Annotated in this window: 11 protein-coding genes; 2 read left to right on the top strand and 9 right to left on the bottom strand. The window is 71.5% G+C overall.

Translation table 11 applies throughout. The features are described 5' to 3' along the window. Nucleotides 1-39 precede the first annotated feature (39 nt). Nucleotides 40-1,575 (bottom strand): histidine ammonia-lyase, encoded by a 1,536-nt coding sequence (gene hutH, locus ACIRJP_RS22280; protein WP_404176790.1) that lies wholly within the window; start codon nt 1,573-1,575, stop codon nt 40-42. A gap of 128 nt (nt 1,576-1,703) precedes the next feature. On the opposite strand from hutH, the gene ACIRJP_RS22275 reads away from it, so the two are divergent. Next, nucleotides 1,704-2,489 (top strand): IclR family transcriptional regulator, encoded by a 786-nt coding sequence (locus tag ACIRJP_RS22275; protein ID WP_404176787.1) that lies wholly within the window; start codon nt 1,704-1,706, stop codon nt 2,487-2,489. A 118-nt stretch (nt 2,490-2,607) separates the two neighbouring features. Beyond that, entirely contained in the window at nt 2,608-3,222 is a 615-nt protein-coding gene (gene thpR, locus ACIRJP_RS22270) for an RNA 2',3'-cyclic phosphodiesterase (RefSeq protein ID WP_404176785.1), read from the top strand. A 51-nt stretch (nt 3,223-3,273) separates the two neighbouring features. Here the strand turns inward: thpR and ACIRJP_RS22265 are convergent, their stop codons facing one another. The 8 genes from ACIRJP_RS22265 to ACIRJP_RS22230 form a co-directional block, all read right to left on the bottom strand. Then, nucleotides 3,274-4,689: an amidase gene (locus ACIRJP_RS22265; RefSeq protein WP_404176782.1), complete on the bottom strand. Its 1,416-nt coding sequence runs from the start codon at nt 4,687-4,689 to the stop codon at nt 3,274-3,276. Between the two features lie 83 nt (nt 4,690-4,772). Then, nucleotides 4,773-6,755: an acetoacetate--CoA ligase gene (locus ACIRJP_RS22260; protein WP_404176779.1), complete on the bottom strand. Its 1,983-nt coding sequence runs from the start codon at nt 6,753-6,755 to the stop codon at nt 4,773-4,775. After that, nucleotides 6,752-7,345, bottom strand: coding sequence for an RBBP9/YdeN family alpha/beta hydrolase (locus tag ACIRJP_RS22255; RefSeq protein ID WP_404176776.1), 594 nt, complete (start codon nt 7,343-7,345; stop codon nt 6,752-6,754). Before ACIRJP_RS22255 ends, ACIRJP_RS22260 begins: the two co-directional genes overlap by 4 nt. Next, nucleotides 7,342-8,628: an MFS transporter gene (locus ACIRJP_RS22250; RefSeq protein ID WP_404176773.1), complete on the bottom strand. Its 1,287-nt coding sequence runs from the start codon at nt 8,626-8,628 to the stop codon at nt 7,342-7,344. The genes ACIRJP_RS22255 and ACIRJP_RS22250 overlap by 4 nt, the downstream gene beginning before the upstream one ends. Beyond that, nucleotides 8,612-9,487 (bottom strand): TauD/TfdA dioxygenase family protein, encoded by an 876-nt coding sequence (locus ACIRJP_RS22245; RefSeq protein WP_404176770.1) that lies wholly within the window; start codon nt 9,485-9,487, stop codon nt 8,612-8,614. The genes ACIRJP_RS22250 and ACIRJP_RS22245 overlap by 17 nt, the downstream gene beginning before the upstream one ends. A 36-nt stretch (nt 9,488-9,523) precedes the next feature. After that, nucleotides 9,524-10,495, bottom strand: coding sequence for a quinone oxidoreductase family protein (locus ACIRJP_RS22240; RefSeq protein ID WP_404176767.1), 972 nt, complete (start codon nt 10,493-10,495; stop codon nt 9,524-9,526). 26 nt (nt 10,496-10,521) lie between these two features. Further along, a complete protein-coding gene (locus ACIRJP_RS22235; RefSeq protein ID WP_404176764.1) occupies nt 10,522-11,580 on the bottom strand; it encodes a 3-keto-5-aminohexanoate cleavage protein in 1,059 nt (352 codons plus the stop codon). A gap of 172 nt (nt 11,581-11,752) precedes the next feature. Beyond that, nucleotides 11,753-12,772 (bottom strand): AraC family transcriptional regulator, encoded by a 1,020-nt coding sequence (locus ACIRJP_RS22230; protein WP_404176761.1) that lies wholly within the window; start codon nt 12,770-12,772, stop codon nt 11,753-11,755. Between the last annotated feature and the right edge of the window lie 28 nt (nt 12,773-12,800).

The raw sequence follows: 12,800 nt of genomic DNA, 5'->3' as shown, positions 1-12,800 counted from the left end.
TCCCGCGGGACCCGGAAGGTGTGAGGGGCTGCGTCCCGGTCAGACCAGGGCGCCGGTCACGGACTCGGCGGCGGCCAGAGCGCGGCCGGAGGCCACGTACTGGACGGCCTCCTCGATCTCGGGGGCGAGCCAGCGGTCGGTGCCGGGGCCCTCGACGGTCTCGCGCAGGCCGTCGCGCACCGCGGCCGTGGCCGGGGCGGGCGTCAGCGGGGCGCGCAGGTCGAGGGCGCGGGCGGCTGTGTAGAGCTCGACGGCCAGGACGCGGCCGAGGCCGTCGATGGCGCGGCGCAGCTTGCGGGCGGCCGACCAGCCCATGGACACGTGGTCCTCCTGCATGGCGCTGGAGGGAATCGAGTCGACGGAGGCCGGGGTGGCGAGCCGCTTGAGCTCGGAGACGATCGCGGCCTGCGTGTACTGGGCGATCATGTGGCCGGAGTCGACGCCCGGGTCGTCGGCGAGGAAGGCGTTCAGACCGCGGTTGCGGGCCGGGTCGAGGAACCGGTCGGTGCGGCGCTCCGAGATCGAGGCGACGTCGGCGACGGTGATGGCGAGGAAGTCGAGCACGGCGGCGACGGGGGCGCCGTGGAAGTTGCCGTTGCTCTCGACGCGGCCGTCGAGGGTGACGACCGGGTTGTCGACGGCGCTGGCGAGCTCGCGGGAGGCGACGAGCTCGGCGTGAGCGAGGGTGTCGCGGGCGGTGCCGTGGACCTGTGGGGTGCAGCGCAGCGAGTAGGCGTCCTGGACGTAGGTGCAGTCCGGGCCCGCGTGGCTGGCGATGATCGCCGAGTCCGCGAGCAGAGAGCGCAGGTTGCCCGCGCTGTCGCCCTGGCCGGGGTGCGGGCGCATGGCCTGCAGGTCGGCGGCGAACACGGCGTCGGTGCCGAGCTGGCCCTCGACGCTCATGGCGGCGGCGATATCGGCGGTGCGCAGCAGGCGGCGCAGGTCGTGGGCGGCGAGGACGAGCATGCCGAGCATGCCGTCGGTGCCGTTGATGAGGGCGAGGCCTTCCTTCTCCTCCAGGACGACCGGGGTGATGCCGACATCGGCGAGGGCCTCGGCGGCGGGCTTGCGCTCGCCGTCGGCGGTGCGGACTACGCCCTCGCCCATGACGGCGAGTGCGCAGTGCGCGAGGGGGGCCAGGTCGCCGGAGCAGCCGAGCGAGCCGTACTCGTGGACGACCGGGGTGATGCCCGCGTTCAGGAGCGCGGCGTACGCCTCGGCGGTCTCGGTGCGGACGCCGGTGCGCCCGGTCGCGAGGGTGGACAGGCGCAGCAGCATCAGGGCCCGTACGACCTCGCGCTCGACCTCGGGGCCGGAGCCCGCTGCGTGCGAGCGCACGAGGCTGCGCTGGAGCTGGGCGCGCAGCTCGGTGGGGATGTGGCGGGTGGCCAGGGCACCGAAGCCGGTGGAGACGCCGTAGTGGGGCTTGACGTCGTCGGCGAGGGCCTTGATGACCTCGCGACTGCGGGCGATCTCCTGGAGCGCCTCAGGGGCGAGGGCCACCTGGGCACCGTGACGGGCAACGGACACAACTTCGTCGGCGGAAAGGGCACCGACACCAACAACAACGGTCATGTCCCTATGAAGCCGCAGGTGGGAAGGGGCCCGCGAGTCCTGCAGCACGGCTTGTGTCTGGAATCCAAGACATTGCGTCTGGGATACCAGACAGAAAGTTTGCGCCGTATCTGGTCTACTCTCGCCGCATGAGCATCGTCCCTGCCGCCGCGCAGGCGCTGGCCGTCCTGCGCTATCTGGCCCGCCAGGCCGCGCCCGTCCCCGCGGCCGCCATCAGCCGTGACGTGGGGCTTGCGCGCTCGACGACCTACCACCTGCTCGACACCCTCGCGGCGGACGGCTTCGTGGTCCATCTGCCGGAGGAGCGGCGCTACGGGCTCGGGGTCAGCGCCTTCGAGCTGGCCTCCGGGTACGAGCGCCAGGCGCCGTTCCAGCGGCTCGCGCGGGCACCGCTCGCCTCGCTGGTGGACCGCACCGGACACAACGCGAACCTCGCCGTCCTGCACGGCCGTGAGGTCATCTACGTCATCGAGGAGCGCTCCCCGGGCCGCCCGCCCCTGGTCAGCGAGGTCGGCGTCCGGCTGCCGGCCCATCTGACGGCGAGCGGCCGGGCCGTGCTCGCGCTGCTGCCGCCCGCGCAGGTGCGGGCGATCTTCCCCGACCGGTCGGCTTTCGTGCAGCGGCACGGCGCCGGTCCCGCGACGCTGACGGCACTGCGTGCCCTGCTGGCCCAGGCGCGGCACCTCGGGTACGCCACGGAGGAGGGCGAGGTGACACCGGGCCTCTCCTCGGTCGCCGCGCCCGTCCTGGACCATCACGCGCGTCCGATCGCCGGGGTGGCGGTCACCTACCCCGACGAGGCCGTCGACAAGGCGGAGCGGCAGCGGATCGCGGGGCACGTGACGCAGACGGCGCGGGAACTGACCCGCCGGGTGGGTGGCGCGGCGCCCGCGCCGGGCACCCCGCCCGCGTAGGAGACCGGTCGCTCCGCCCCGTACCCTCGGGTCGGCAGGAAATGAGTTTGCGGTGTCGGACGGCGTGTCATCGGGTGGCGTACGCGGGACCGGCCGCACCCCGAGCAGGAAAGCGACGATGACCGATCCGTCCGAGCAGGCGATGGAATCCGGAGCGGCCGAACAGCTCCCGGCGGCGACGATACGCGTGTTCATCGCACTCGCCCCGCCCGACGAGGCGAAGGACGAGCTGGCGCGGGCGCTTGGCCCCACGTACGAGGCGTATCCGCGCATGCGGTGGAACCGCATCGAGGACTGGCACATCACGCTGGCGTTCCTCGGGGAGCTGCCCGTCACGGCGGTGCCCCTGCTGGTGCCGCCCCTCGCGCACCTGGCCGCGACGCGCCCTCCGCTGGAACTGGCAATGCGCGGCAGCGGGCACTTCGACGAGCGGGTGCTGTGGAGCGGGATCGACGGAGACCTGGAAGGGCTGCGCCTGCTCGCCACCGCGGTGCGCGCCGCGGTCGAGGAGTGCGGCGTCCCCTTCGCGGGCCGGCCCCTGCGACCCCATCTCACCCTGGCCCGCGCCCGCCGCGACGGCATGTCGTGCGCGGTGGCGGCTGCCGGTCTGTCCGGGTTCACCGGCCGTCCGTGGCGGGCGGCGCGCCTGCATCTGGTGGGCAGCAACATCGGCCGCGGTCCGGGACCGATCCACTACCGCGACATCACCTCATGGAATTTCGACGGGGCCTGAGGGCGGCGAGCGGTCGTGTGAACCGCGGGAGCCCGGGGTGCCATTGCGATGTCACAGGCCCTGGATGCGCCGGAAGGGCTGCTCCGCCTCCAGTGCGAACGCGGCCTCCAGCAGGGTCCGTTCGCTGCCGGGGCGGCCGGAGAGCATGACGCCGACGGGCAGTCCGTCCTCGGTCGCGCTCGGGGTGGGCACCGAGATCGACGGTGTGCCGACCACGTTGTCGATGGGCGTGAACGCGACGTACGCGAGGATCCGTTCGATCAGCGCCGGGTAGGGAACGGCGGGACTGAGGTGGCCGATCGGGGGCGCGGTGTGGGCCAGTACGGGGGAAAGGATGAGGTCGCGCCCGCGGAACGCCGCCGCATACGCCTCCTTCGTACGCCTGAGCCTGCGCAGCACGCCCGGAGTGCGCCGCCAGTTCTCGAGGTACGTCTCCCGCAGCCCCCGGCTGAGGCCGTCCATGCGGTGGCGGTCGAAGTCGGCGCCGAAGGTCCGGCCCGTGGAACCGATGAGGAACGACAGCAGGCCCCAGTAGGTCAGGAAGTCGTCGGTGAAGCGGGCGTCGAGGTCCAACTCCACCGGTTCCACGGTGTGGCCGAGCCGTTCGAGCGTGGCCACGGTCGCTGTGACGGCCGCCCGGGTGGCGGCGTCGGCGTGGACACCGTTCGGCGAGTCCAGCAGGAACCCGATGCGCAGCCGCCGCTCGGAAGGACCTTCGACCAGGCCCAGGGGCGGCAGCTTCGGGTTGCGCCAGTAGCTCTCGGCGGCGGCGAGGAACGCGGCGGTGTCCCGGACGGAACGGCTCACGACGCCGTCGGCGACGATGTCGAGCGGCAGCCGGCGGCTCTCGGCATTCGCCACGACCCGCCCGCGGGTCGGCTTGAGGCCGACGAGACCGCAGCAGGCGGCGGGGATACGGATCGAGCCGCCGCCGTCGTTGGCATGCGCGATCGGCACCGCCCCGGCGGCGACGAGCGCCGCGCTGCCGCCGGACGAACCACCTGTCGAGTACTCCGTGTTCCACGGGTTGCGAACGGGCTCGGCGTCCTCGAATTCCGTGGTCGGGCTGAACCCGAACTCGGGCAGCCGGGTCTTGCCCAGCACCGTGACGCCGCTGCTCAGGAACTGCCGGACGATCGGCGCGTGCCTTCGCGCGGGCCTCGGGGTGAAGGCCGCGCTGCCGTGGCCGGTGGGGAGCCCCAGATAGTCGGTGTTGTCCTTGACGAAGGTCGGTACTCCGGCGAAGGCGCCGCCCCCGCGGATGGCGGCCGCCGGGACGTCGACGGGCGTCCGGACCGCGTTGAGCCGTGCTTCGACCGCCCGTACCCGTTCCACCGCGTCCCTGGCGACCTCGGCGGCGCCGACCTCACCCCGCCGGATCGCCGCGGACAGGCCGACGGCGTCGTGCTCTCCCAGGGCGTCGTCCCGGAAGGCGTGCACCCTGGTCCGTTCCCCGAAAGTGGTCATCGCTGCCTCAGCCCCCGCCGTGTGGATGGTTTCCCCATCATTCCTTACCTTTGAGTAACACGCGAGGCCGCATCACGGGCCGGTCAGCGGGGCACGTTCCGCTGTGGCCCCTCTCCCCCGCCGGTGCGCAGTTCGGCGGCGAATTCCGCGAACCAGGCCAGCATGTCGGGCCGGGTCACGGCGCCTTCCGCGCTGACGTCTGTGACGCGTGCGCCTTGGAGAATGTGTTTGACCGGGACCTCCAGCTTCTTTCCCGTGAGCGTGCGGGGCACGGCCTCGACGGGGACGATGATGTCCGGCACATGGCGGGGCGACAGACTCTGCCGGATCGCGCCGACGATCTCGTCGCGCAGGCCGTCGTCGAATCGCTCCCCTTCCGCGGGCACGACGAACAGGGGCATGCAGTAGCGTCCGTCCGGCAGTTCGGCGCCGACGACGAGGCTGTCCGCGATCCGCGGGTGCTGTTCGACGACGGCGTAGAGATCGGCCGAGCCCATCCGTACCCCCATCCGGTTGAGCGTGGCGTCGGAGCGTCCGGCCACCACGACGGAGAGGTCGGTGTCGACGGTGACCCGGTCGCCGTGCCGCCACACGCCCGGATAGACGTCGAAGTAGCTGCTCCTGTAACGCTCGTCGCCGGGGTCGTCGACGAAGAACAGCGGCATCGACGGCATCGGCGCCGTCACCACCAGTTCGCCCTCCTGCCCGGTACGCGGCTGCCCGTCGGCGTCCCAGGACGCGAGGGCCACGCCCAGGGCGGGCCCGGAGATCCGGCCCGTGCGCACCGGCAGCAGTGGGGAGCCGCCGGCGAGGACCGAGCAGATGTCGGTGCCGCCGCAGATCGACTGGAGGCGGGCGTGCGGGGCGAGCCGGTCGTGGACCCAGTGCCAGGTGCTGTCGGGCATCGCCGAACCGGTCTGCTGGATGGACCGCACCGCGCGCAGGTCCGTATCGGCCGCCGGGTGGGCGCCCGCCTTCTCCCCTGCGATCAGGTAGGCGGCGCCGACGCCGACGACCGTCGCGCCGGTACGTTCGGCGATCCGCCAGACCCCGTTGACGTCGGGATGGGTGGGGCTGCCGTCGTACAGGACGAGCGTGGCCCCGTGCAGCAGGCCCGCGACCATGAAGTTCCACACCATCCAGCTGGTGGAGGTGTGGAAGAGATAGCGGTCCCGCGCCCGCAGGTCCGCACCGAGCCCGAGGGCCTTGAGCAGTTCCACGACGATGCCGCCGTGGCCGTGCACAATGCCCTTCGGTACGCCGGTGGTGCCCGAGGACCACAGGATCCACAGCGGGTGATCGAACGGGACGTCGGCGTAGGCCGGTCGGGCCCGCCGGCCGGCCAGTTCGGTCCACCTGTGCTGTGTCACGTCCGGCCGCCGGGACCATGCCGGACCGCCCTCGCAGCTGTGGAGACGGTCGACGGCGACGAGGTGGCGCACCGTGGGCAAGCCGTCCAGGAGCTCGGCGGTGTGCGGGCGCCGGTCGTGGTCCCGGCCCGCGTAGCGGTAGCCGTCCGCGGCCACCAGAACCGTCGGCCGCGCCTGGCGCAGCCGGGCGAGCACGCTCGGCGTTCCGAAGTCCGGCGAGCACACCGTCCAGGTCGCGCCGACGGCGGCGGTGGCCAGGAGGGCCACCACGGCCTGCGGGATGTTCGGCAGGTACCCGGCGACGCAGTCGCCGGGGCCCACGCCCATCTCGCGGAGGGTCGCGGCCAGGCCGGCCACTTCGCCGGTGAGCCGGTCCCACGAGATCTCCGCCGGGTCGCCCGTCTCGGAGACGGCGATGAGTGCGGGGCGTTCGTCGGTGGCGCGGGCGAGGCACTGCCGGGCGAAGTTGAGGCGTGCTCCGGTGAACCAGGTCGCACCGGGCATGGTCGCGTCGGCGAGCGCCTCGTCGTAGTCGCTGACGGCGTCCAGCCCGTAGTACTCCCACACCGCCGACCAGAAGCAGGGCAGGTCCTCGGTGCTCCACCGCCACAGCTCGGCGTAGTCGATGAACGAAAGGCCGCGCTCCTCGGCCAGCCATCGCAGGAAGCCGGCTAGGTCGGATTCGTGCGCGCTCATGCGGGCACCTCGGTGTCCGGCCTCGTGCCGAAGCCGAAGGTGCGGAGCAGCTCCAGCGCCTGCGGCCATTGTCCGTAGCCCGATGCGGGGTTGAGATGTCCGACCGGGCCGATGTCCACCAGGCGGCTGCCCCAGGCGCGGGCCAGTTCGGCGACCCGGTCGAAGCGGGCCAGGGGGTCGTTCGTGCTCGCCGCGACGATGCCCGGGAACGGCAGGGGCGTACGGGGGACCGGTAGCCAGCCGTTCTCCCGCAGGGTCCCCGGGCCGGGGTGGCCGTCGGGCAGCGGGGTGTCGAAGTCCGGCGGGGTCGCGAGCAGCGCGCCGCGCACCGGGTGGCGGTGCCGCGCTGCCCAGTGCACCGTGGTGAGCACTCCGGCGCTGTGCGCGACGAGCACCACCGGCCCTTCGATCCGGGACAGTGTGTCGTTCAGGGCCGCCACCCGGGCGTCGCGAGCGAGTCCGGCGTCCGTCGGAGGCGGGACGGTCACGGCGCCGGGGATCCGGTCGGCGAGCAGCGTCTGCCAGTGGTCGGGGACGTGGTCGCGCAGTCCGGGCACCAGCACGACCGTGGGGTCGGGAGTGGGGTTCATGTCGGGAGTTCCGATCTTCTGAGGGTCCAGGCCGATAGCGAGACGAGACCCTTGTCGTAATGGCGTCTGCCGAGGGCGAAGGCCAGGCCCGCCACCAGCGAGACGAGCGGGATCACCTGGAGTGCGGCGTGCAGGCCCATGCGGTCGGCGAGCATGCCGGTCACCGCGGGGCCCGGTGCCAGGCCCAGCAGACTGTTGGCGAGGGTGAGCGTGGCCATGGCCGTCGCCGCGACGGCGGTCGGGGTCAGGCTCACCACCATGGAGGCGGCGGGTCCCGCGGTGGCGTTGGACAGCAGTGTGCCGATGCCGACGAGAACGAGTTGCGGTGCGCCGGGAGGGAGCTGGAAGCCTGCCGTGAGCAGAGTCAGCGAGCCGAGACTGCAGACGATGGCGACGGTCCACTTGAGCCGGGGGCTCCCGCGTCCGAGCCGGTCGCAGACCATTCCGCCGCCGACCATGCCGATGCCGGTGATCAGCGCGAAGACGCCGGCGGCGAGCCCGGCCCTGCCCGGCGCCAGGCCGTAGGAGCGATCGAGGAAGCTGGGCATCCAGGCCAGCAGCGCCATCGCGATGAACATCTGCAGTCCGCTGCCGACATAGGCGCACAGCACGGAGACGGAGGAGAACAGCCTCGGCAGGAGCGTCCGCACCGGCCCCCCGGTGTCCGGCGCTCCGCCGGGTCCGACGGCTGCCGCCGCCAGTTTGCGCTCCGTCACGACGACGCCGTAGACGGCCGCCAGGACCAGTCCGAACAGGCCCATGACGGCGAACGTCCAGCGCCAGCCCAGGTATTGGGCCACAACTCCGCCGATCGACACTCCGAGTACCGATCCGAAGGCGCCGCCCGCGATGAACGCGCCGGAGAGAGTGGCCCGCAGGGCCGCCGGGAACACGCTCAGCACCACCGCGATGCCGACGCTCCCGTACGCCGCCTCGCCCACGCCGACCATGAAGCGGCCCAGGAACATCTGTCCGTAGCTCGCGGAGACGGCGCAGCCCAGGGTCGCCAGGCTCCACACCACCGCGGCCAGGACCAGGCTCCTGACCCGGCCCCATCGGTCGGCGAGCAGCGACAGCGGGAAGGTCAGCAGTCCGACCATCAGCGCTACGATTCCGCTCAGGGAGCCCAACTGGGCGTCGGAGAGCAACCATTCGGCCTTCAGCAGCGGGAACACCGCGTTCAGGACCTGCCGCGACATGTAGTCGGAGAGCAGCAGTCCGAAGCTGAGGGCGAACACCGTCCACGCGTAGCGGCGGGTCATCGGCTCAGCAGGGCCGGTCACCGGAGATCCCGGCGCGCTCCATCTTGCGGACGGCCGGCCAGTAGTCCTGGACGGCGTAGTGCTGGGTGGAGCGGTTGTCCCAGATGGCCACGCTGTTCGTGGTCCAGCGCCAGCGGACCTGGTACTCGGGGATCGCCGCCTGGCTGATCAGGTAGTTCAGCAGCAGGTTGGCGCCGGGGGCGTGGTCCTGGCCGAACCGTACGTTCTCGGGGGTGTGGTGGTTGACGAAATGGGTGGTGAACGCGTTGACGAAGAGGATCTTCTCCCCGGTCTCCGGGTGGGTGCGGACCACCGGGTGCTCCGGGTCCGGGTAGCGGGCCTTGAGCCGGTGGCGCTGTTCCATCGGCAGGACCGCGCCGAAGCTCGCTTCGATGCTGTGCCGGGCGCGCAGGCCCGCGATCTGTGCGCGGATGTGTTCGGGGAGCCTGCGGTACGCCTCGGCCATGTTGACCCAGATCGTGTCGCCGCCCACCTCGGGGGTCTCGACGCAGCGCAGCACGGCCCCCATGGGCGGCCGGTCGCGCCAGGTCGCGTCGCAGTGCAGGGCGTTCTCGTAGTGCTCGGGCTTGCTGTCCAGGTCCTTGTAGATGCGGACGAGGCCCGGGTGGTCCGGGTCGCTGCCGAGGACCGGGTGGTCCTCCAGCGGGCCGAGGCGGGAGGCGAAGGCGACGTGCTCGGCGCGGGTCATGTCCTGGTCGCGCAGGAACAACACCTTGTGCCGGAGCAGGAGTTGTTTGATCTCGGAGTGGAGGCCGGCGTCATGGGCGGCTTCGCTGAGCTGGACGCCATGCAGTTCGGCGCCGATGGTGCAGGTCAGCGGTTCGACCTGGATCCGCGTGCGGGTGGAGCTCTGCGTCATTGCACTCTCCTGGGGCGGTCGGGAGGAACGAGGGGTTCAGGGAACGAGGACGGACGAACCCGTGGTGCGGCCCGCTTCCAGGGCCCGGTGCGCCGCCACCGCGTCGTCGAGGGCGTAGCGCTGGTTGACCCGGATCGCGATCCGGCCGGCGGCGACGTGGCCGAAGAGCTCGTCGGCCAGGGCGTCGCGTTCGGCCGGCTCGGCGATGTAGTCGGCCAGGGCGGGGCGGGTCACGAACAGCGAGCCGTGGACGGCGAGTTGCATCGCGTCGAGCGGCGGCACGCCGGACGCCGTACCGAAGCAGACCAGCAGGCCGCGGCGGCTGAGCGAGGCCATGGACCCGGCGACGGTGTCCTTGCCGATGCTGTCGAGGACGAGGGGCACGCCTGCCCCGCCGGTCAGTTCCCGCACTCGCTCGGCGACGTCCTCCCGGCGGTACAGGATGGTGTGGTCGCAACCATGGGCACGGGCGAGTTCGGCCTTCGCCTCCGTGGAGACCGTGCCGATCACGGTGAGGCCGAGCAGCTTCGCCCACTGGCAGATGATCAGGCCGACCCCGCCCGCGGCGGCGTGCAGCAGGATCGTGTCGCCGGGCTTCAGCGGATGGATCCGGCGCAGCAGGTAGGCGGCGGTGAGGCCGCGCATGGTCATCGCGGCGGCGCTCTCGCACCCGATGGAGTCGGGCAGCCGGATCAGTGGGTCGGCGGGCATGACCCGCTCGGTGCTGTAGGCGCCTAGCGGGCTGCCGGTGTACGTGACGCGGTCGCCCTCGGCGACGTGGGTGACGCCCGCGCCGACGGCCTCGACGATGCCGGCACCCTCGACACCGAGACCGGCGGGCAGCGGGGCCGGGTAGAGACCGGTGCGGAAGTAGGTGTCGGCGAAGTTGAGGCCGATGGCCTCGTGCCGGAGGCGGACCTGTCCGGGGCCCGGGTCGCCGACGGTGACCTGTTCCAGCCGCAGGACGTCGGGGCCGCCGGTCTCGTGGAAGCGGATGGCGTGTGCCATGGGTTGCTCTCTTCGTTCGGCGGTGGTCAGCGGGTCGTCTCGCGGAGCATGAACCCGCGCTGTCCGGGGCGCCGGTTGGGCACCATGCCGAGCCGTGCCAGGGTCTGGTCGGTGTCGGCGTAGTACTCGCCGATGCGGTAGATCTCCTTGGCCTCCGCGCCGCTCGCGATGTCGCGACCGAGTGCCTCGGAGATCCGCACCATCTGCTCGACCTGTCGGACGGAGCTCATCCGCTCGCCCTTGCGCGCCCACAGGTTGTCCTCGTTGCCCACGCGGACGTGCACGCCGAGGGCGATGGCGATGGCGTTCATGGGGGCGACGGCGCGCATCGAGGACTCGATGGTGAGGACGGCGCCGTCGGGGACACGGCGGACGAACTCGATCAGGTCGGCGGGGTGGCGTCCGGCGAACCCGCCGCCGATGGCGACGTAGTTGAGAACCAGCGGGCCTGTGTACACGCCACTGCGGATGAGGCGCTCGACGGTCTCCAGCTGTGCCATGGTGGCGAGTTGGAAGTGCGGCTGGATTTCGTTGGCGTGCAGGCGCTCGAGGTGTTCGAGGTAGAAGTCGGGACCGGCCTCGACGACCATGTCGCGGTAGGCCTTGTAGTAGTCGGGCTTGGCGATGGACGTACCGGCCAGGTCGTCGTCCGTCATGATCTCGACGATGTTCATCTGGCTGGTGTTGATGGCGATCGTCACCTGGTCGGGGCGCGGGGTGAGCTCGGCCAGCAGGTGGCGGGTGTCGTAGCTCAGCCACTTCGCATCGGCGCCCTCGCCCTCGGGGGCGAACGAGATGGATCCGCCGATCTGCAGGACCATGTCCGGAACGGCCTCGCGCAGCCGGCCGAGCAGTTCGTTGAACATGGACATGCGCTTGGAGCCGTGGCCGTCCAGTTCGCGTACGTGGATGTGGAGCACGGTGGCGCCCGCGTTGTAGCAATCGACGGCTGCCTGCACGTGTTCGTCCATGGTCAGGGGGAGGTCGTCGGCGTCGCCGGGGAGCCACTCCGGGCCGTAGGGAGCGGCCTGAATGACCAGCTTCTCCTGGTTCTCGGGCAGCAGGGAGTCATCGAGGAAGTGCATGGGTCATCTCCTGTTACGCGGACGCGGCGGGCGGATGGCAGTCAAACGCAATCCGCACCAACTTGGGCTGTTCTCAAGGGAGTTGCTCGAAGGAGCTGCGGTGTCCCTTGCGGTACGGCCACGTTAAGAGCGGGTTACGCGCCGCGCTTCACCCGAGGTGACAGGAGACTTGTCACTTGGGGACAGGGCCTGTGTCCGCCCGGCGGGTGCGCCACTCGCGGGCGCTGGTGCCGAACTGGTCGCGGAACCAGCGGGAGAAGGCGCTGGGGGCGGAGAAACCGAGCAGGCCGGAGATCTCCGTCAGGGAGCGGCGCGGGTTCGCCACCAATTGCTCGGCCAACTGTGTGCGGGTGGCGTTGACGAGCGAGGAGAACGTCTCGCCGGACGCCGCCAGATGCCGGTGGACGGTCCTGCGGTCGACGCCGAGGCTGCCGGCGACCTGTTCGATCGAGCAGCGTCCGGTCGGCAGCAGGACCTCGATCAGCTCGCGCACCCGGTCCAGTTCCGTGGTTTCCGAGACCACCGCGATGGACTCGAAATACTGGCGGGCATAGCCACGCAGGAGGGGATCCGACATCGAATTCGGGGTGTCGAGATCGGAGGCGTAGAGAACGAGGCCGTTGAATTCCTGGTCGAATTCCACCACCGGTCCGAAGTGGCGACGGTGCGCCGCGATGTCACGAGGGGGTCCATGGGTGAAACACACGGACACCGGCCGCCAGCGGGCACCGAGGAAGACCCGCAGGAATCCATGGAAGGCACCCACGGCCAGTTCGACGGCCTGCCGTGCCCGGCGCGCCTCGCCGAGCTCCAGACTCACCTTGACGGTGGCGAGCCCGTTCGCCTCGGTGAGCCGGCTGCGCAGCATCTCGTTGTACATGCGTTCGTGGCGGACCAGGAGCCGGATGATGCTGCGGACGTCGGGTTCCTCGCGCAGGACGAGGCTGATGGGCCCGAGGTTCGAGAAGCGGCGGCGCTCGGCGAGAAGCAGCCCGAACTCGTCGCGGCCGGCGGCCGCGGCGGAGAGTTCGAGGAGCTCGGTGACGGCGAGGCCGGAGATCCACCGGTCCTGGACGGCGAGCCCGACCGGATCGAGACCCACGCGCTTCATCAGGGTGCGCGGATCGATGCCGAGGGACTGGCTGAGCTCTATGTAGTTGCTCAGTGCTGCGTTGCGGACCAGTGGCTTCATCAGGGCACTCCAAGGCTCTGTTCCGGTC

It is taken from the genome of Streptomyces sp. NPDC102437, from assembly GCF_044765565.1.
Classification (GTDB): domain Bacteria; phylum Actinomycetota; class Actinomycetes; order Streptomycetales; family Streptomycetaceae; genus Streptomyces.
Note: the sequence above shows the minus strand (reverse complement) of the source record. Positions and strands in the feature narration are given on the sequence as shown.

Coding starts and splice junctions, on each gene's coding strand:
- hutH (WP_404176790.1), bottom strand. CDS start 1,575: ATGACCGTTGTTGTTGGTGTCGGTGCCCTTTCCGCCGACGAAGTTGTG.
- ACIRJP_RS22275 (WP_404176787.1), top strand. CDS start 1,704: ATGAGCATCGTCCCTGCCGCCGCGCAGGCGCTGGCCGTCCTGCGCTAT.
- thpR (WP_404176785.1), top strand. CDS start 2,608: ATGACCGATCCGTCCGAGCAGGCGATGGAATCCGGAGCGGCCGAACAG.
- ACIRJP_RS22265 (WP_404176782.1), bottom strand. CDS start 4,689: ATGACCACTTTCGGGGAACGGACCAGGGTGCACGCCTTCCGGGACGAC.
- ACIRJP_RS22260 (WP_404176779.1), bottom strand. CDS start 6,755: ATGAGCGCGCACGAATCCGACCTAGCCGGCTTCCTGCGATGGCTGGCC.
- ACIRJP_RS22255 (WP_404176776.1), bottom strand. CDS start 7,345: ATGAACCCCACTCCCGACCCCACGGTCGTGCTGGTGCCCGGACTGCGC.
- ACIRJP_RS22245 (WP_404176770.1), bottom strand. CDS start 9,487: ATGACGCAGAGCTCCACCCGCACGCGGATCCAGGTCGAACCGCTGACC.
- ACIRJP_RS22240 (WP_404176767.1), bottom strand. CDS start 10,495: ATGGCACACGCCATCCGCTTCCACGAGACCGGCGGCCCCGACGTCCTG.
- ACIRJP_RS22235 (WP_404176764.1), bottom strand. CDS start 11,580: ATGCACTTCCTCGATGACTCCCTGCTGCCCGAGAACCAGGAGAAGCTG.
- ACIRJP_RS22230 (WP_404176761.1), bottom strand. CDS start 12,772: ATGAAGCCACTGGTCCGCAACGCAGCACTGAGCAACTACATAGAGCTC.